Raw genomic sequence first — 21,090 nt, forward strand, 5'->3', positions numbered from 1 at the left:
TTAATCACTATTTGTGCATGTTTTGTTTGCTTTATTTATTTTTATATGGAAAACAGCGATACTGTACTATATAATAAAAAAGATCGTAGTTTTCGGATTCCAAAAGTAATTTTGGAAGCCGTTTTTTGTATTTTTATTAAACCTTCCGTGTAATAGAAAGGGACGGATTATGGAAAAAGTTCCGATGACTACAGCTGGTTTTGAGAGTCTTAAAGAAGAGTTGCGTTGGCGTCAACAACAGGAGCGTCCGCGAATTATTGAAGCAATTTCTGAGGCGCGTGCGCATGGTGATTTATCTGAAAATGCTGAGTATCATGCAGCTAAAGAAGCACAAAGTCATAATGAGGGGCGTATAAATGAGCTTGAAGATTATATCGCACGAGCAGAAGTTATAGATGTCTCGCGTCTTTCAGGTGACAAAATAAAATTTGGTGCAACCATTAAACTCTTGGATGAGGATACTGAGGAAAAAAAAGTGTATCAGATCGTAGGGGATCAAGAAGCTGATGTAAAGGTTGGTAAAATCTCTATTTCTTCGCCTATCGCACGTGCACTTATTGGCAAGCAAGAAGGTGATGTGATTGAGGTGAATGCACCAGGTGGTGCGCATAATTACGAGATCATTAAGGTTCAGTACATCTAAATAACATATGGATTATTATGCGTGTATCTTTGGACGAAACTGAAATTATTGCGCCTCACTTTAAAAGGCGTTTGTCGGGAGTAACATCTACGATTATTCAGCTTATTCCACTGCAACGCGAACAGGGTGTGCGTATATCCACTTTGGGGTTTGGTTTACCACGAACTTTACCAACTCTTGCCTTTAGGGACCTTTTCGGACTTTGGAAAAGTCCGAAAGGGAAGCCGTTTCGTATTTGGCATGCACGACGCAATATTGAGATGCTTTGTGGGGTCTTTTTGCGCGATGTTTTGCGAATGAAGCTGAAACTTATCTTCACATCGGCTTCACAACGTCATCATAAGCCTTTTACCAAATGGTTGATTCGCTGTATGGATAGGGTTATCGCTACCAGTACACGTACGGGCGTCTATTTAGAAGTGCCTCATAAGGTTATTATGCATGGGGTGGATGTGAGGCGTTTTACTCCACCACACACTCTTGATGATTACTTTTCTTCGACAGGATTTCCAGGAAAATATGCGGTAGGATGTTTTGGGCGTCTGCGCTACTCAAAGGGAACAGATTTATTTGTTGATGCCATGATAGCATTATTGCCTGACTATCCTGAATGGACAGCACTTATCGCTGGTCGTACGACAGAGCAATATTATCATTTTGAAAAAGAATTACGCCAAAAGATTGCTAAGGCTGGTCTGGATGATCGCATTATTTTTCTTGGTGAGATTCTGGACATCCCTTTATGGTACCGTCGTTTAACACTTTATGTTGCACCCTCTCGTACAGAAGGTTTCGGTTTAACACCATTAGAAGCAATGGCATCACAGGTTGCGGTTGTAACGAGTGATGCAGGAGCTTATAAAGAATTGGTTGTAGAAGCGACAGGAACAGTTGTAAAAGCAGGAGATGGAGCGGCTTTAACAGCAGCAATTGAACCTTATTTTGCTGATGTAGAAAAAACATTGGCATCCGGAAAGAAAGCTTTAACCCATGTTCGTACGCACTTTCCTTTGGAAAAAGAGGCAAGCAAGATTGAAAGTGTTTACAAAGAACTGTTTGCAGAAAAAAGACTTTGATTATTATATCAAAAATCTTCTTGAGGAATGATAAAAGTATTTTCCTTAAAGGTTTTTCATAGTTATCAAGAAAACAGCTCAATGATATAAATGTTATTTTACAAAATTTATATTGTCTTTAGTAGAACACTATAAGAAGTTCCCAAAATTTTGGATAAAAGATTAAAAATGTATACGCTTGAGAGCGATATGTAGTTTATGATAAAGCATACTAGGAGAGAAGAAAGCTACTTTTATTCATTGATATTTTAGAATAAGAAAATAATGCTTTAACTCAAGTCTGGGGATTTATGCACTATCTTATACGGGGTCGTGCTGATATTGTTGGTTTTGTAAGACTTAAATAGATAGCAAAAAAAACGTTTTCTTGTCTTAAAAAGATAATGATGGTATCTCCATGGATAAAATAGTCGTACATATTTTCAATAAATTCATGATAAGATGGATTTAAGATCAATATATATATATATATATGATTTTTATAGATAACTTACCTTTTCAATTTGAATAAGAGCTTTGAGTAGCGTAAGATTTTCTTATGTCAAATCTGTTGATATTAACAATGAGAGCTATCTTCTTGCACATCACAATTGGAAGAAGGCATGTGGTGGATAAAAACTATTGAAGACAGGGTGTAAAGAGATTTCTTATAAATTGTCTGAAATGCAGGCTGTTACGACATTAATAGAAAGAAAATAATATGGTGGTACTAATTTATATCTTATTTTTTGGTACCGACTTGCACCTTATTGTTATTTAAGTAAAAATGATGGTGCCCATTTTATATCTTTCATGAGGGCTGTCGTGAAATGGGGGTGATGAGTATTGTGAGATGTTTTTTACAAGCTTGTGAGTTCGTAATATAATAGCATTTTTTTCTATAAGGGTGTAACTCTATTAAAGAGAAAAAACACTTTTATCAGCAAATATTCATATTTTTTGCATGAGAGATTATTCGTAAAAAAGAATGTTCTATGCGTCCACTTTATTTGATAAAGAAGATCAATAAAGTGAAGTTTTATATGTTATGGCTTTGAAAATATTGGTATTTGATTGTTTTTGTTGAATTATTTTTATATCATTGATATGATGATTTGTATGGAAATTTTAGAAAATCTTCAGTGGATTGAGTAAGGGGTGAATATTATGACGCATACTGTTCTCGCCTTTTTATCTTGTCAATTTTTTATCATGGTAGCATAAAATACTCTATACATTAGAATTGTTCACGCCAGAAAGCGGGAATAAAAAGGACGAATATTGTTATGATTTCAAGGCGTCCAGCTAACATTAGAAAACTTAAAATCCATAAAGCATGATCGTTGATTGTAGAGAAATTACCAGTGGGGCCAATAATATCTCCAAAGCCTGGACCAACATTTGAAAGTGCGGTTAAGACCCCCGTAAAGGCAGAGGTAAAGTCAAGACCGGTTGTAAGCAAAAGTGCAGTGCCGATAACAAGGCAAAACATATAAAGGCAGACAAAAAACAAAACGGCTTGAGCAACATCATTTGATATATTTGAGTGATCGTAGCGCGCTTTTACAACGACATTAGGAGAAAGAAGTTTTTCTATATTTGTTTGTGTAATACGCCAAAGAATAATGAGGCGATTGATTTTCATACCACCAGAAGTAGAACCAGCACATCCGCCTGTAAAAGAAACAATAAAGAAAATTCCAAGCGCAAACGGTCCCCAAAGTTGATAATCTTCAGCGCTGTAACCGGTGGTGCTAATAATGGATGAAAGGTGAAAAATGACATCAAGGAAAATCAAGTGGAACGCGCGATGATCATAAAACCGTAGCCATGCCGCTAAAGCAAAGCTGAAAAGGAGAACGATATGGAGAAAAACAATCACTTGTGGGTCAAGGAAGCGTTTGGAGTGTCCAGGAAGGACTAATTTAACATAAAGTACGAAAGGTAAAGCAGAAAGCAACATGAAGATTGTTGAAATAATTAAGATGGCTGGTGTATCAGAAAAATAGCCAAAAGAAGCATCATGCGTTGAAAAACCAGCTGTTGCTACTGTACTCATTGCATGGTTAATGGCATCAAATAAATTCATGCCTGCAGCAAAATAAGAAAGCATACAAGCCAATGTTAACCCAACATAAGCGATGATAATTCCGTTAGCAATTTGGTTGATGCGAGGCAATATTTTTTCAGATTTATCAGATGATTCCATATGAAAAAGTCGCACGCCACCCACACGCAGTGAAGGCAAAATTAAGAGGGCTAAACCGATAAAACCAATGCCCCCAATCCAGCATATAAGAGAACGCCATAATAAAATACTTCGCGATAAATTATCAAGATCAGAAAGGACTGTGGAGCCTGTTGTTGTAATTCCAGAAACAGATTCAAAAATGGCTCCTGCTAGAGAAATGGGAAGAGGAGAAAGATAAAGAGGTAAGGCACCTACGATGCTTCCTGTAAGCCAAAGACAAACAGTGAGCATAAAGCCAAGCCGTGCTGAAAAGCGACAAGTAGCTCCCTTAGTTGCTAAAAGAATCAGCGTTGCTAACATGGTGGTTATGGCACAAGAATAGAGAAAGCTTATCCAATTACGATTGTTGTCGTGCAAATCCACAAAAATTGGCAAAAGCATTGCTCCTCCCATGATTAAGGCAAAACGTGCACAGACATTGATAATAAATTGAAAAATGATCGTTCCCTATCTTTGTATCTCTTTTTATTATGGTTTTGTGCTCATAAGAAGTTACATTTTTCTCTTTATAGGATAAGGATTAATTCTTAACATTAGCGTGCCTTGATGAATTAGTAATCAGACCTTTTCATAAAACTTGAAAAGAAGTATACATAACATAATTAGGGCTCTTGAAAAATATTTTTTTAAAAGGCTGCATTCCGTTATCATTTATAGAATAATTAATTTATAATAAAGTGAAGGGGATTTAATGGTACAATCGCATATTCGTCTGCTAATTATTGGCTCAGGTCCGGCTGGTTATACAGCGGCGGTCTATGCAGCAAGAGCAATGCTTAAGCCGGTTTTGGTGACGGGCTTGCAGCAGGGTGGACAATTAACAATTACAACTGATGTTGAGAATTATCCAGGTTTTGCAGATCCCATTCAAGGACCATGGTTGATGGAACAAATGGCAAAACAAGCTGAGAATATGGGGACAAAAATTGTCTATGATACAATTATAAAGGCTGATTTGTTGAAGTATCCTTTTGTCTTATATGGGGATTCAGGAACACAATATTCTTGTGATGCACTGATTATTGCAACAGGAGCTCAAGCGCGCTGGCTTGGTTTAGAAAGTGAACAGACCTTTATGGGCGGAGGTGTTTCCGCTTGTGCTACATGTGATGGCTTTTTTTATCGTGATAAGGACGTTATTGTCGTAGGAGGAGGAAATACGGCTGTTGAAGAAGCACTTTATTTATCGCATTTGGCTAAAAGTGTAAGCGTGGTTCACAGGCGGGGGCAGTTTCGGGCAGAAAAAATTTTACAAGATAGGTTGCTGGCTTGTAATAATGTGCGTGTTCTTTGGGATCATGTGGTTGAAGAAATTGTGGGGCTGCCAGCTCAAGATTCAATGGGCGCTGTTGTAACAGGGGCACGTCTGAAAAATGTTAAGACAGGTCACGAGATGAAAGTGAATGCAGAGGGCATATTTATTGCCATTGGGCATGATCCTGCTGTTTCTCTGTTTGAAGGACAGCTGAAACAAAAACGAGGCGGCTATTTATGGACAGCACCCGACTCAACAGCAACAAGCATTGCTGGTGTTTTTGCTGCTGGGGATGTGACAGATGAAACATTCCGCCAAGCTGTAACAGCTGCGGGAAGAGGATGTATGGCAGCGTTGGAAGCAGAACGGTTTTTGGATATACCCAAGCGTTAGTCACTCATTGAGAACATAGAGAATATAGAGGTAGAATTAATTGTGGCGCCACCGTTGGATTGGGATAAGTTAAGGGTTTTTCACGCTGCAGCAGAAGCGGGATCTTTTACGCATGCTGCTCAAAAACTTCATTTATCTCAATCAGCCGTTTCACGACAGGTTTCGGCTTTAGAACAAGAGGTTGGGGTATCCTTATTTCAACGTCATGCGCGTGGTTTGATTCTTACAGAACAGGGAGAAACTCTTTATCGTACAGCTCATGATGTTTTGATGAAGCTTGAAAGTGTGCGTTTGCAATTAAGTGAAAGCTATGCAAAACCAACGGGGCACTTGCGTGTGACCTCGACCTTTGGAATGGGGGCAGGGTGGATTGCAGAGCGTATGCCAGAATTTCTTAGTCTTTATCCTGATATGCAGGTTCAGCTTTTGCTTTCCGATGAAGAGCTTGATTTGACAATGTGTCATGCGGATTGTGCTGTTCGCTTACATCAACCCAAACAACCTGATCTTATACAAAGAAAACTCTTTACAATTCATATGCATGTCTATGCTTCGGAAAAGTATATTGCAAATTATGGAAAGCCGGAAAAATTGTCTGATCTCGATGAGCATCGTATTATTTCGTTCGGTGAACCTGTTCCACCTTATTTGTCTGGTTTAAATTGGTTGGAAAAGGCTGGTAGAAGTGATGGATCATTGCGCGTTTCAGTTTTACAAATCAACAATATCATCTCAATAAAGAATGCGCTTATGCGTGATCTTGGGATTGCTGTGCTTCCTGATTATATCGTCAATAATGATGAGCATTTAGTGCGTCTTTTTCCTGATATGGTTGATATTCCTTCTTTTGATACTTTTTTTTGTTATCCTTATAATTTAAAGAATTTGGCAAGGTTAAATGCTTTTCGAGATTATATTTTTTTAAAAGCTCGCCAGTGGTCTTTTTAATATTAATATCTTAATTTATAAGGAATAATTAGCTATTTTGCAACTTGAGACTCCCGTAATATTCTTTCGTTTCAAATTTGCCTATATTGAATCAATTAAAATTATTTGTTGCACATTAAAAGTGGAGGGAGTCCGTACGGGTAAATATTTTTGAAAAGAGGGATAAATGTTTTTTTACAAATGCTAGCAAACGTGAGAGCTATTATATATTGAAAAATGGACAATCGTGTGATGGTGTAGTTAACATTTTTACTATTTAATTAAAGAGAGTGGTACATGATGGAGACAAATTTAAAGCTATGTGTTTATTGCATAGCAGATACGCTTAAGTCTTTATTGTGCTTTTCCTTATAAAATGACATAGAATACTATCTCTTGATTATGTTGCCTCCCAGTTTCGTTTTCTTGAGTGTTCCCTTACGAAGATCTATCAGATTGATTTTATCTCTGAGGATCTTCCAAATTTGCCGGACATATGTCCGGCTTTTTTTTAATTTTTGAAAGAGTCCCTAGAAATTGCAATATATGGGAAGATGATAAAGAAAAAATTTCGAAACTGGTGGATATCCAACAATTTTTTTAAGAATACTAAAATTCAATGAGGAGTTTGAGAGGGGATATTCTATTGTACTGTAAAAGTCTGTCTTTTAGGGGTGTGATATAAAATATTTAAAACCTTATACATGAAGTGCTTTTTATTAGAATGTGAGGTGAATATTTAAGGCAGGTCTTGTTCATAAAGCCTATGAAGTAAATCAAGTAGTTATTAAATAGAACTTAAAGGAAACTGGATTGCTTACACAACGATGGGAGGTGGCTTCTTCTTCGTTTTAGGACGAAGAAGAAGCTGAGAAATAGAAGAGATTTTATTGTAAGGGCCTTTGATTATAAGGGCAATTGTGTTTAAAAGTGCTCGGTCTTTTTTAGAGTTATAAATTGAATGGAGAAAGTAGAATAGGCTTGTCATCTCTTATGATAATAGACCGATTCATTTATTTGATAGCTAAATTTTTTTGATCTTTATCTACAGCATCTATTTTTGTGTTTATTCATAGATATTTTTGCTGAATCGATAGATTTCGTGACACAGTTTCAGATATTTTCTCGGATATACTAACATTCGGCAAAAAACAATCACAAGAGATGATATTAAAAATTTTAAATTAAACTGTTGCAAAAACGCTGTATACGTATACAAGCTTTTTCAAGTAATTCTTCTGATGTTGCATAAGAAATACGAAAAGTTGATCCAAGTCCAAAAGCAGATCCTTGGACGACAGCAACAGCTTCTGTTTCTAGAAGCGCTATGGCAAAGTCTTCATCATTCGTAATACGTTGACCATTGGGTGTTTTCTTTCCAATAAGTCCGGTGCAAGAAGGATAAACATAAAAAGCACCCTCAGGCGTTGGACAGTAAATGCCAGGAGCTTGATTTAGCATGGAGACAACGAGATCACGGCGTGCTTGAAAAATACTTTTATTTTTAGCAATAAAGTCTTGTGGTCCGTTAAGTGCTTCAACCGCAGCCCATTGTGAAATGACACTTGTTCCAGATGTTTGCTGTCCTTGAATGGTATCCATGGCTTTAATTAATTCTTGTGGTCCGCCTGCATAACCGATTCTCCATCCCGTCATCGCATAGGCTTTAGAAACACCATTCATTGTGAGTGTACGCTCATAAAGCGCTGGTTCTACTTGAGCTGGAGTCACAAAGGTAAAACCCTCATATGTGAGATGTTCATATATATCATCGGAAAGGATATAAACATGAGGATATTTTACTAAAACATCTGTAAGTTTTTTCAATTCATTATGTGTATAAGCGGCACCTGATGGATTTGAAGGAGAGTTAAAGATGAACCATTTGGTTTTGGGGGTAATGGCAGCTTCTAGCTCTTGTGGTTGGAGTTTATAAGAAAATTCGGCTTTTGTTTCTAAAAAGACAGGCGTACCATCGTTGAGTGCGACCATTTCTGGATAACTAACCCAATAAGGGGATGGAATGATAACCTCATCTCCTTTATTCAAAGTTGCCATGAATGCATTAAAGAGAATTTGTTTTCCACCAGTACCAACAATAATTTGTTCTGGTTGGTAAAGAAGGTTATTTTCTCTTTTAAACTTTGCAGAAATTGCTTGGCGCAATTCTGGAATTCCAGATATGGGAGGGTATTTTGTTTCTCCCCTTCGAATAGCTTCAATAGCCGCGTTTTTGATGTTGTCTGGGGTATCAAAGTCTGGCTCTCCAGCACTTAAAGCAATAACATTTCGCCCTAATGCTTTTAAATGACGGGCCTTTTGAGAAGCAGCAATTGTTGCAGAAGGTTTGATACGAGACAGTTTGTCGGCAATAAAAGCCATAATTTTAAATCCTTATATTATATCAACAAATGGTTATTGCTTTAAGGATATTCTATAAGAGATTATATTGTATGCAATAAAAAACTTCCAAAATACTCTTACACGGGCTTTATATTCTTCTTTTTTGAGATCTTTTACAAGATAATCTCTTCGTAGATTTTATGAAAGTTTTTGAGGAAGTATAAGAGAGGTTTGATAAATTGTGCAAAGGAGATAAGCAGTCTTTTATTTTAACAAGGTAAAATAATGCTTTATACAAAATAAAAAAATCTTCGTCTTTACAGACGAAGATTTCTAAATAAAATATTGCAGCATTTAAACTTTAAAGTGCTGCAAGGTTACCAGCGGCAAATTTTCCTGAACGACGATCTTGAAGAACATCATAAGAGATTTTTTGCCCTTCATTAAGACTGTTTAGACCTGAACGCTCGACGGCAGAAATGTGTACAAATACATCTGCACTACCATCGCTAGGCTGAATGAATCCGAAACCTTTTGTTGTATTAAACCACTTAACTGTTCCTGTAGACATAGGAAACTCCTTAGAATATATAATTATATTGAGCATTGAAGCTTTCATTTCTTCAATACGGTTGTAGATCGAAATTAGGTGGGAGAAGTTTCGCCGAAAGTGCAGATTGCACAGGAAAGAAAGTCACGTAACCGAAAATTCGATGAAACCTCTATAAAAGTTTTTAGAACAAAAAGCAAGTCTTAATCAATTTTTATATAAAGAAAAAATAAGAAAACAGTGTACATTTTGCTAAGTAGAAAAAAATTCAACTAAAATAACTTTGTAGTGAACGTACCTCAAGGTGCCTTTTTTTGAGTGCTTTGATCGCTTCTACGACGGCTTCGGCTCCAGCTATTGTTGTATAATAGGGAACATTTTGCATGAGTGCTGCATAACGTAATGATTTTGAGTCTGAGATGGCACTGGCAGTGCTAGTTGTATTAAAAATTAATTGAATTTGGCGATTACGAATAGCGTCTTCAATATGGGGATGTCCCTCTAGAACTTTGTTGATTTTTTTTGCTTCAACGTGGTGTTCGGTGAGAAATTTTTGTGTTCCACTTGTGGCGACAACAGAAAAGCCAAGCTCAGTTAAACGTTTTACAGGATTTAAGATGCGTTTTTTATCTTCATCCCTTACAGAAACGAACAAAGTTCCCTCTTTAGGGAGTTTTACACCAGCTCCAAGTTGGGCTTTAGCAAAAGCAAGCGAAAATTCATAGTCAAGACCCATAACTTCACCGGTTGAGCGCATTTCTGGACCAAGAAGTGTATCAACACCTGAAAAACGAGCAAAAGGAAATACTGCTTCCTTGACGGCAATATGTTGTTTTTTTTGCAAAGAAGGTAATCCACCATAAGCTTCAAGAGCATCATGAAGCGTTTCTCCTGCCATAATACGTGCAGCCATTTTAGCAATAGGGCGACCAATCGTTTTTGCAACAAATGGGACAGTACGTGAAGCACGGGGATTGACTTCTAAGACATAAATGGTGTCATCTTTTATAGCATATTGTACATTCATTAAGCCGCGAACATGAAGTGCTTGTGCTAATGCTTTGGTTTGGCGCTCTAATTCAGTAACTATTTTATTTGAGAGCGTATGGACTGGTAGAGAACATGCTGAATCACCAGAGTGGATACCAGCTTCTTCAATATGTTCCATAATACCAACGATTAGTGTTTCGTTACCATCACATAGACAATCAACATCTACTTCAATTGCTTCTGTTAAATAGGTATCAAAGAGAAGCGGATTTTTACCAAGCAATATATTGATTTGTCCTGTTGTGTCGTTAGGATAACGGACTTTGATATCTTCTGAAATTAATTCGGGGACACTCTCAAGTAAATAATTTTGTAAGCTACGTTCATCACGGATAATTTGCATAGCACGTCCTCCTAAAACATAAGAGGGACGTACAACCAAGGGGAAGCCTAGTTCGTGAGCAATGAGGCGTGCTTGTTCAATGGAGTGGGCAATACCATTTTGAGGTTGTGTTAAATTAAGTTTAAATAACAGTTTTTGAAAGCGGTCTCTATCTTCTGCTAAGTCGATAGCGTCAGGTGAAGTACCTAGGATGGGGATATTGTGTTTTTCTAGAGCGCTTGCCAATTTCAAGGGTGTTTGTCCGCCAAATTGGACGATGACTCCAACCAAATCTCCTTTTTCCTGTTCTGCTTCTAAAATAGCGATAACGTCTTCTGTTGTTAAAGATTCAAAGTAAAGGCGATCAGAGGTATCATAGTCGGTTGAAACTGTTTCAGGATTACAGTTAATCATAATCGCTTCAAATCCTGCATCACGCAGTGCAAAAGCAGCGTGGCAGCAACAGTAATCAAATTCAATACCTTGCCCAATGCGGTTTGGTCCACCGCCTAAAATAGCAATTTTTTTGCGTTCAGAAACGTGTGCTTCCGAGTGCTCTACACCTGCAAAGGGAACTTCATATGTTGAATACATATAGGCTGTAGGAGAAGAAAATTCAGCGGCACAAGTATCAATCCGTTTGAAGACGTGTTTAACATTCAGTGATTTACGTAAAGCTGCGATATAATCGGGTTCTTTCCCTGTAAGGGAGGCTAATCGCGCATCTGAAAAGCCCATAGCTTTTAACATACGTAAATTATCTGCGTCTTGGGGTAATCCATGAATGCGGATACGCTGCTCCATTTCAATGATGGAGGCTATTTGTTCTAAAAACCACGGATCAATTTTGCTAATTTGGTGAATCTCATTTAAGGGTAAGCCTGTGCGCATGGCTTGAGCAATATAGCGTAGACGATCAGGGCTTGGTATGGCAATGGCTGAGCGTATAGAACTTTTTTCATCACCTTCAGCATGCTCTGGAATCACAATTTCATCAAGACCCGTAAGCCCTGTTTCAAGTCCACGGAGTGCTTTTTGTAACGATTCTTGAAAAGTGCGTCCAATTGCCATGACTTCTCCTACAGATTTCATCGCAGTTGTGAGGACAGGTGATGAACCGGGAAATTTTTCGAACGCAAAACGAGGAATTTTTGTCACAATATAGTCAATAGAAGGTTCAAATGATGCTGGTGTTGCACCACCCGTGATATCATTTTTTAATTCATCAAGTGTATAACCAACAGCCAGTTTAGCCGCTACTTTGGCAATGGGAAACCCCGTTGCTTTTGAGGCAAGCGCTGAAGAGCGAGAAACACGCGGATTCATTTCAATAACAATGAGGCGCCCATTTTCAGGATTGACAGCAAACTGTACATTGGATCCCCCCGTTTCAACACCAATTTCTCGCAAAACAGCAATCGAAGCATTACGCATACATTGATATTCTTTATCGGTTAAGGTGAGAGCAGGTGCTACAGTGATCGAATCACCGGTATGAATCCCCATTGGATCAATGTTTTCAATAGAACAAACGATGATACAGTTGTCGTTCTTATCACGAACAACTTCCATCTCATATTCTTTCCACCCTAAAACACTTTCTTCAATTAATACTTCTGTTGTTGGTGAAGCTTCAAGCCCACGTTCAATAATTTCATAGAATTCAGAGCGGTTATAAGCGATTCCACCACCAGTTCCACCAAGGGTGAATGAAGGACGAATAATAGCTGGAAGCCCAACAACATCAAGAGCTTGAACTGCTTTTGCTGTTGCATGAGCGATATAATGTTGTTTGCGATCAGCTTCGGTATGTCGCCAGTTGCGCTCAAGTTCTTCGAGTGCTTTGTCAAGCGCAGCACCAGAAAGTTTTGCTTTAAGTTCAGCACACGTTTTTGCGTGTTGTTGGCGATTTTCTTCTTTCAGTTCTGTTGCATTGGCTAACATAGAGCGTGGCGTTTCCAAACCGATTTTTGCCATCGCTTGGCGGAATAAAGCACGATCTTCAGCTTTATCAATAGCATCAGCATTGGCTCCTATCATTTCAACATGATAGCGGTCTAGAATACCCATACGCTTTAATGATAAAGCAGTATTGAGGGCTGTTTGTCCTCCCATAGTGGGCAAAAGGGCATCGGGACGCTCGTGAGCAATAATTTTGGCAACTATTTCAGGAGTAATGGGCTCTATATAAGTTGCATCAGCTAGATCTGGATCTGTCATAATCGTGGCAGGATTAGAATTTACCAAAATAATTCGGTAACCTTCTTCTTTTAATGCTTTACAGGCTTGAGTGCCTGAATAATCAAATTCACATGCCTGACCAATGATAATAGGTCCTGCTCCGATGATAAGAATAGATTTTATATCTGTGCGTTTGGGCATGACTTTTTCCTATGACAAATATCTGTGTGTGATTGTTGCGGGCAAAATATTTTAGTTCTGAGGCTACCGTCATTTTATAAGTTAAGTGAAAAAGAAAGTAAGCATTAAAATACCTTTTCCATGCTTTTTTTCATAAAATTGAAGATAAATTTCTTTTTTGAGTTGAGTCATCTCGTCAGTTTATCAAAAGTATGACCTTTGATAAAAAATAATAACAGTGCTCCAACAAATTAGAATATTCAAGCATACTGTGGAGCATAAAAAGCCGGAACATCTTTCCAATCCATTGCCGGCATACTTTCTTTGTGTTTTATGACGTTTTTTGCTTAAGAGAGCACGCGCTTTTTCTGTTGCTTGTAAAACATAAGCTATTATTTATGGTTCGATGGGATTTCGTAAAATAAAATGGGAAGCTTATCGTGTTGTTCCGTAAAATACTGCCGTTTAGAGTTGTGATATAAGGTATGAAAATTTACCACATTAAGGTGTTTTTGTTAGAGTGTATGATAGAATTCAGAGCAGGATTTGTCTGTAGAGAGCTTATGAAATAAACCATATCAAATGGGTTCAGTTGGAATCTGTTATATAAAAAGCAAGATTGTTGATAGATCAGCTCTGGTCGAAGTTTCCGTCTTAGGGTAGGAAGAAAGTCAATCTATGTATCTTTCCATTTCATAAAAAGGTGAGAGTGTATTTAATACAATGGCTAAGGAGATAATTTCAGAATGATTTTGTTTGTTTTTAAAAGATAGTGAATACTCTCCCTTTACTTTATGGATGATGTTCAAAACTTTTTAAAATATAAAGAAGGCTAAAATGCTGAATATTTCCCAAACGAGAGTATTCTGTCTGAAAGATGTATCAATAGGAAAGCTTTTGGTGGCTAGGTCTCAAAAAGGGATTTGTCATATAGCGTTAGGAGACACTATAGAGCAATTATTACAGGAGTTTACGATACGCTTTGGTGATGTACAACAAGTTGTAGGTGACAATACATTTAAGAGAGAAGTTGCCCATATTATAGCCATGATAGAAACACCTAAGCTGGTAAAAAAATATAATTTTCCCTTAGATATAAATGGTACAGTTTTTCAACGACAAGTATGGGCAGTATTATGTGATATACCATGTGGTGAAACAATTTCATATGAGATCTTAGCATGCCGTATTGGTATGCCGAAAGCTTTTCGTGCCGTTGCTCATGCCTGTGCACGTAACGAATTGGCTATTATCATTCCGTGTCATCGTGTTGTGCGTAAAAATGGTTTTATTTCAGGGTATCGTTGGGGGGAAAAACGGAAACAGATTTTACTACAACGGGAACAAAATGGAAAAATTTAACTTTGTGTGATGGGCATTATAATCGTTACAGTTGTTCCTTTCATTTCTTTTGAAGTAATTTCAAGTTTTCCTTTGTGGAGTTCTAGCAAGGAGCGTGAAATGGCTAATCCAAGACCTGAGCCCGTATGAGATTTAGTGAGCTGATTTTCGACTTGTTCAAAAGGTTGCCCAAGTTTTTTAATTGCTGATTGGGGAATACCAACGCCTGTATCTGTAATTTTAAAAATAAGGTTATTTTTTTTCTTGAAAGCGCAGACATCAATATTTCCGCCAGAAGGCGTAAATTTAACGGCATTAGAGATGAGATTAAGGAAAATCTGTTTCATTGCACGACCATCAACTTCAGCATGAAGTTCTGGGGTAATGTTTGTTGTAACAACAATATTTTTTTCTTGAGCTTGAGGTGTTAGTGTTCGTACTGCTTCACTAATGATGGGCTCAAGATCGGTATTTTTACAATCAAGCGTAAATCTTCCTGCTTCGATTTTTGACATATCAAGGATGTCATTGATAAGGGTTAGAAGATGGGTTCCTGAATTGTAAATATCATGCATATATTCCTTATAGCGTTGTGAACCAAGAGGACCAAAAGTCGATTGCAACATGATATCTGAAAAACCAAGAATAGCATTCAGAGGCGTGCGCAATTCATGAGACATATTGGCTAAAAATTCTGATTTAGCCTTATTAGCACTTTCGGCGCGTTCTTTTTCTGCTTTCAGACTTTTATTAAGTTTTTCAACTTCTGTTGCGCGTTGTTGAGCACTCCCTCGCGCGCGCTTGAGTTCTTGAATGAAAGAAAAAAGACGCCTTTCACTGTCTTCAAATTTTTCCTGTTGTTGTTTAAGCTCAGAAATGTCAGTACCAATACAAACCAATCCTCCATCTTGGGTTCGTCGTTCGTTAATTTTGAGCCAACAACCATCTGCCGTTTGGCGAATACTGGTTAAGTTACCAGTACCATCATCTTTAAGGGGATATTCACTGAGTGCAGGGCGTGCCATGGCTTCGACGGTTGCACGTTGGATACCTGATTGGAGAATTTGTTTAGGAATAGCGGCATATTCGCAAAATTTGCTGTTGGACATGACTAAACGTCCTTCAGCATCCCACAAGACGAAAGATTCTGAAATGTTTTCAATCGCATCACGGATACGAAGGTCGGCTTGCGCTGTTTGTTCAGCCAATTGTTGCTGTTCACTAATATCGAAGGAAATACCAACCAAATGGGGTTCTTCTTCTTCAGTAACTTCGGCACGAATGCGCATCCATACATAATGACCATCAGCATGACGCATAGGAACGTTAATATCGATATGCTTTTTTTTACCGCTCATTAATTCCTGAGCAAGGTCAAAAAAATTCGCATCATTTGGATTGATAATGGCGCTAATTTGGGAAATTGAGAGCAATGCATCTTGAGGGACATAGCCGAGCATTTCGTACATTGCTCGTGACCAGTAGACGCGTCCACTTGCCATATTCCAATCCCATAGTCCACAGCGTCCACGCATCATTGCCATATCAATACGGTTTTGAATTTTTTCTGAAACAAGATCTGTTTTGCGTGCTCGTACAATTTGGTTGTAATAAGCATAAAGAAGAGCAAGGATAACGCCACTAGTTCCAATGAACATGGTTATATTTAACGAGAGAGCTTTCCGCCATTCCATGTAAATATGTTGCATTTTTTCACTGATGAATACCCCATATTGTCCATTTTCTGTTTGCTGAAAGGAAGCGAGAGCAGGAATATCTTTTCCTATTGTAATTTTCATGATTCCAGCATGTTTTCCTAGAGCTTGTAAAGTAATGCTTTCAGAGGTAAAATTCTGTAAGGGTTTTCCTAAGACAATCTCGGAACTTGATGAAGCTAGGACATTGCCTTTTTGATCGACAATAGCAATAACAGCGCTGGTTTTTATAAAACCTTTGTTACGAAAATTAGTCAGGATATTTTGTAAATGATTATGAGAAAGAGCAGCAGCTTTTCCTTGTCGAGTGGCGGCAAGTAAGTCACGGTCGATTGTATTGGTAATATGAGAAGCTAAGAGAGCGATGGTAGAATGCGTGTTTTTATCAATTGTGTTGCGCCAATCATAGATTGATAGGAAACGGATTGCTGCTAGTATAACAAGAAATGCAAGAATTACAAATGGGAGTGAACGTCGCAGCCAAGGTTCAATAAAAAGAAGTTTTTTATAGGCAGAACCAGAAAACAGATTGGTACGCTCTGTCCGCTCCTTGCGACTTTGAGCGCTTGATTTTGAATCAGCATACACCTCCCTTGGCGCATTATATGCGTCCAATTTAGCCATCTCGCGTTCCTTTAATTCTGGAATAATGTGATTTAAAAACTGCTTCGATATTCATAGTAACCCCATCGAGTGCAATGAATCAAAACAGGAGTCTTCTGTCCAGTCTTTTTTTAAAAAAAAATAATTTTACTTTTATGATTTTGGAATATGAAAAGAAAAAAGTACTTTAAACGTGATCTATAAACAGGCTTAGATTGCCTGTTTATAGATTTAATGATGATCGAATAGTTTATAGAATTTATTTTAAAAAATATTATAGCATATTGATTTAAAATAATTTTTTGTTTCAAGTAAGCAGACGGTTGATGATATCAGAAACATCGCTTGATAATTTTGGCGCGGCAGCAATCGTTTTTAATGCCATTTCAAGTTTTCGTTGCCGAATAGATTCTAATTGTCGCCAAGAGCGCAAAGTTGTTAATAATCGTGAAGCAAGCTGTGGATTTTTTTTGTCAATTTCTAAAATGATTTGGCAAAGAAAATCATAGGAGGCACCATCAACTCTGTTAAAGCCTGTTAGGTTGTTAGAGGCAAAGACACCGATCAGAGATCGTACACGATTAGGATTATCCTTTGAAAATAGCGGGTGTTGCATGAGCTTTTGAACATTTTCGAGTGTTGATGTGCCAGCAACCATTGCTTGAATAGAAAACCATTTATCCATGACCAAAGGGTCATTCTGATAGCTGTTTTCAAAATCATTTAAGGCATTTTGTGCCTGCTCATTTTCATTAAAACGCTTCACGAGAACAGCGATACTCGCCATACGGTCAGTCATATTATCAGCTGTTGCATACTGTATAGCAGCTCGATTTGGATTGGCTTCAGCAATGGAAAGGTAATCCAGTATGATATTCTTTAATGCTCGCTTTCCAGCTTGTGCAGTGTTTGGTGAATAGGGCTCTTGGGTTTGCATTTGTCCATAGAGTTTTGTTAAGAGCTCTTGGTGAGTTTGTGCAAGTGAAACTAAAAACTGATTGCGGACATAATGAATACGATCTGGGTCAATATTTTTACCGATTGTATGAGCAAGCTCAACTTCACTAGGTAAATTTAAACAGAAGGCACGAAATTCAGGCTCTAAGGTTTCATCTGTTATGATCGTTTCAATCAGCTTTAGCAAAGCAGAAGGGAGTGTTGCTTTTTCTTGTGTTTTATCTTGAATGCTTTGAATCAAAGCTTGCGTCATTAAATGATTAAGAGATTGCCAGCGATTGATGTGATTGTCATCATGTTGTGCAAGAAAAATAAGTTCTCTTTCATTGAATGGAGTGTGTAGAATGATTGGTGCTGAAAAGTCTCGCAGCAGTGATAAAACGGGTTTTTCACGCAGTCCCTTTAATGTAAAGGTTTGGCTTTCCTTGGATAAAAGCATAACATCTGATTGAATATTTGTATCTGCTTCATAGGTGAGGTTTTCTCCGTTAGGTCCTAGGAGTCCAAAAGCGATAGGGATAAACATGGGCTTTTTTGTTTTTTGTTGTGGGGTAACGGGAATATGTTGCTTTGCATGAATTGTTAAAACACCATCGCTATAATGACTATCGATTTCTACATTGGGTGTTCCTGCCTGTTCATACCATAGCATGAATTGGGAGAAGTCTTGACCAGACACTTCAGCAAAACAGGTAATAAAATCTTCAATTGTACAAGCTTGTCCATCATGACGTTGAAAATAAAGATCAGTGCCTTTACGAAAAAGAGTAGGACCTAAAATAGTCCGTATCATGCGAACAACTTCAGCACCTTTTTCATAAACAGTTGTTGTGTAAAAATTATTAATTTGGCTATATTGACGAGGACGCACAGGATGCGCAAGAGGTCCTGCATCTTCTGCAAATTGCGTTGCTTTTAATGCTTTTACATTTTCAATTCGCTGTAGGCTGCGTACATTTTGATCTGATGAAAATTCCTGATCACGATAAACAGTGAATCCTTCTTTTAAACAGAGTTGAAACCAATCGCGACAGGTAACACGATTACCGCTCCAATTATGAAAATATTCATGTGCAATGACACGTTCAACATTTCTATAATCCTGATCGGTTGCTGTTTCAGGATCGACAAGAACATATTTATCATTAAAAACGTTAAGGCCTTTGTTTTCCATTGCTCCCATATTAAAGTCGGACACAGCAACAATATTGAAAACATCAAGATCATATTCGCGCCCAAAACATTGTTCATCCCAACGCATGGAACGTTTAAGAGCATCCATTGCATAGGTTGCGCGTTCGGTTTTTCCTTTTTCTACATAGATACCAAGCTCGATACGTCGTCCAGATACAGTTGTAAAATGGTCTTCTAACTTATCAAGATCTCCACCTACTAAAGCAAAGAGATAAGATGGTTTGGGATAAGGATCTTCCCAAATGGCAAAATGGCGATTATTTTCTAAAGTTCCTGTTTCCACCAGATTACCATTTGAAAGCAAGATTGGGATTGTTTGGGTATCTGCTTCAATTTTCACTCTATAGGTAGAAAGAACATCTGGGCGGTCGTAAAAATAAGTAATACGACGAAAACCTTCCGATTCGCATTGTGAGCAATAAACACCATTTGAAAGATAAAGCCCCATAAGTTGGCGGTTGCTTTCAGGATTCAGTTCCGTAACCAATTTCAATGTAAAAGGAACCGTTGGTGGCGTTGTAATTTCTAAACGTGAAGGCGTCACTTTATAAGTGTTTGGGGCTAATATCTCATCATTAATAGAAACGGAAATTAAAGTAAGATCATCACCAGAAAGAACAAGAGGTGTTAATTCTTTTGTATCGTGACGGGATTCAATAGACAATATGGCTGTAACATAGGTTTTTGTCGGTGCTAATTGGAAAGAAAGTTGTGTTTTAGGGATAACGTAAGGGGTTGGTTGGTAGTCTTCCAAACGATAAATAGATGTTATTGGCTGTTTCATAGTTTTTTCCCATTTGTATTTTAAGAGTTAAAGAAGGGTGTGTTAATTTTAGAAGCAATATAGGATTAAAGAATTACAAAAGGCTGTCGAGGCGATTTTTTACTTCTAAGAAGTCTATCCATGTAAGCTTCTTTTGACTAGGGGTTCTAAGAAGGTAAGCTGGGTGGAAAGTTGGCATAACAGGTATTTTTATATTATCCTCGCTTTCATAGATATGCCATTTCCCTCTTGTTCGGATAATCCCATTTTGAGATCCAGTAAGAAACTGTGCAGCAACGCCTCCTAGTGCTATAAGAACACGAGGACGCGCTAAATAAATGTGCCGTTCAATAAAAGGGCGGCACAAGGCAACTTCTCTTGGTGTTGGTGTACGATTTCCTGGCGGACGCCAAGGAATAGTGTTGGCAATGTAAACATTATTTCTTGTTAAGCCAATTGATGCGAGGATTTTATTAAGCAACATCCCGGCTTTTCCCACAAAAGGAATTCCTTGTATATCCTCGTCTCGTCCTGGTGCTTCGCCTATAAGCATCAGGGGGCTTCCTGCTGTTCCATCTGAAAAACAGGTATTTTTTGCTGTCAATTTTAATGAACAGCCATTAAATGCAAGGAGAGCAGATTTTAATTCATCAAGTGTCTTGGCACTTTTTGCACTCTCTATAGCTGTGGATTCATTTTGTATAGTCCTAGAGTTATGCAGCTGATGATGATCTAATTTTACGGTTGGAGATGTTTTGGCAGATGCTTGTTGATTATGAGAAATGTTCACGACAGATATTAATTTTCTCTCTGAACAAGCAGACTGCTTAAAACGATCAATAGGGAAATCCGTCAGAACGGCATCCGCACCACTTTCTTTATAAAAGTTTAAGAGTTCTTCATAGGAAATTGAGCACGGCGTTTGATTTAACATTTTACTTTTTCTAATGATCTAGCGATTATAGATCAAACAAAATTATCCTTCAAGTTTTATTAAATGTATTCGCTAGCCATTAATGTATAAGAACGCCGATAAAATTCTCTCTTTTCACAAAAAAGGCAAATCGTAAAATGCGAGTGTTCGCTATTATATACATCTTTAAATGTACAATTTGTTTAAATTGCGCTATTTCAACTTTTTAAACAGACTAAACTCATTCATAATAAAAGATTTTTTTACTGAATGCAAGTGGTGTGATAATATTTTTTATCATTATATTCTATATTTAATACTTAATGAAAGTGAATTTTGTAGTATTTTATTTATAGGATTAATTATAAATTTTATATTATTATATTTTTTTAATAACTTTTATTAAAAAAATTAAATATATTAATTGAAATATATAAATATTACTTTTACATGA

At 37.5% G+C, this 21,090-nt stretch carries 12 protein-coding genes; 5 read left to right on the forward strand and 7 right to left on the reverse strand.

What is annotated here, in order from left to right:
* Nucleotides 1-169: 169 nt before the first annotated feature.
* Nucleotides 170-643, forward strand: a complete 474-nt coding sequence (gene greA, locus ACFINL_RS01775) for a transcription elongation factor GreA (RefSeq protein WP_007347010.1) — start codon at nt 170-172, stop codon at nt 641-643.
* Between the two features lie 17 nt (nt 644-660).
* Nucleotides 661-1,719: a glycosyltransferase family 4 protein gene (locus tag ACFINL_RS01780; protein WP_375649451.1), complete on the forward strand. Its 1,059-nt coding sequence runs from the start codon at nt 661-663 to the stop codon at nt 1,717-1,719.
* Between the two features lie 1,216 nt (nt 1,720-2,935).
* Here ACFINL_RS01780 and ACFINL_RS01785 read toward each other — a convergent pair.
* On the reverse strand, nt 2,936-4,330 hold the full coding sequence (locus ACFINL_RS01785) for a TrkH family potassium uptake protein (protein WP_375631664.1): 1,395 nt from the start codon (nt 4,328-4,330) through the stop codon (nt 2,936-2,938).
* A 310-nt stretch (nt 4,331-4,640) separates the two neighbouring features.
* On the opposite strand from ACFINL_RS01785, the gene trxB reads away from it, so the two are divergent.
* Nucleotides 4,641-5,597 carry a thioredoxin-disulfide reductase gene (gene trxB / locus ACFINL_RS01790; RefSeq protein WP_375611193.1) on the forward strand — a complete coding sequence of 319 codons (957 nt, stop codon included), beginning with the start codon at nt 4,641-4,643 and terminating at the stop codon, nt 5,595-5,597.
* A 42-nt stretch (nt 5,598-5,639) separates the two neighbouring features.
* Nucleotides 5,640-6,545, forward strand: a complete 906-nt coding sequence (locus ACFINL_RS01795) for a LysR family transcriptional regulator (protein WP_273791217.1) — start codon at nt 5,640-5,642, stop codon at nt 6,543-6,545.
* Nucleotides 6,546-7,703: 1,158 nt separating this feature from the next.
* On the opposite strand, the gene ACFINL_RS01800 is transcribed toward ACFINL_RS01795, so the two are convergent.
* The 3 genes from ACFINL_RS01800 to carB form a co-directional block, all read right to left on the reverse strand.
* Nucleotides 7,704-8,906: a pyridoxal phosphate-dependent aminotransferase gene (locus ACFINL_RS01800; RefSeq protein WP_375634296.1), complete on the reverse strand. Its 1,203-nt coding sequence runs from the start codon at nt 8,904-8,906 to the stop codon at nt 7,704-7,706.
* A gap of 322 nt (nt 8,907-9,228) precedes the next feature.
* Nucleotides 9,229-9,438 (reverse strand): cold-shock protein, encoded by a 210-nt coding sequence (locus tag ACFINL_RS01805; protein ID WP_012754908.1) that lies wholly within the window; start codon nt 9,436-9,438, stop codon nt 9,229-9,231.
* 247 nt (nt 9,439-9,685) lie between these two features.
* The gene (carB, locus tag ACFINL_RS01810) at nt 9,686-13,171 is read right to left on the reverse strand and encodes a carbamoyl-phosphate synthase large subunit (protein WP_375649456.1); all 3,486 of its coding nucleotides are present in this window, start codon (nt 13,169-13,171) and stop codon (nt 9,686-9,688) included.
* 816 nt (nt 13,172-13,987) lie between these two features.
* Between carB and ACFINL_RS01815 the strand changes: the two genes are divergently transcribed.
* Entirely contained in the window at nt 13,988-14,512 is a 525-nt protein-coding gene (locus ACFINL_RS01815; RefSeq protein ID WP_375611196.1) for a methylated-DNA--[protein]-cysteine S-methyltransferase, read from the forward strand.
* Here ACFINL_RS01815 and ACFINL_RS01820 read toward each other — a convergent pair.
* From ACFINL_RS01820 to ACFINL_RS01830, 3 genes are all read right to left on the reverse strand, one after another.
* Nucleotides 14,509-16,830, reverse strand: coding sequence for an ATP-binding protein (locus tag ACFINL_RS01820; protein WP_375620708.1), 2,322 nt, complete (start codon nt 16,828-16,830; stop codon nt 14,509-14,511). The genes ACFINL_RS01815 and ACFINL_RS01820 overlap by 4 nt on opposite strands.
* A 286-nt stretch (nt 16,831-17,116) precedes the next feature.
* On the reverse strand, nt 17,117-19,744 hold the full coding sequence (pepN, locus tag ACFINL_RS01825; protein WP_375649463.1) for an aminopeptidase N: 2,628 nt from the start codon (nt 19,742-19,744) through the stop codon (nt 17,117-17,119).
* Nucleotides 19,745-19,817: 73 nt separating this feature from the next.
* The gene (locus ACFINL_RS01830) at nt 19,818-20,657 is read right to left on the reverse strand and encodes a uracil-DNA glycosylase family protein (protein ID WP_375649471.1); all 840 of its coding nucleotides are present in this window, start codon (nt 20,655-20,657) and stop codon (nt 19,818-19,820) included.
* Nucleotides 20,658-21,090 lie beyond the last annotated feature (433 nt).

It is taken from the genome of Bartonella sp. AA78NXGY (genome assembly GCF_042197005.1).
In the GTDB taxonomy this organism is placed as follows: domain Bacteria; phylum Pseudomonadota; class Alphaproteobacteria; order Rhizobiales; family Rhizobiaceae; genus Bartonella.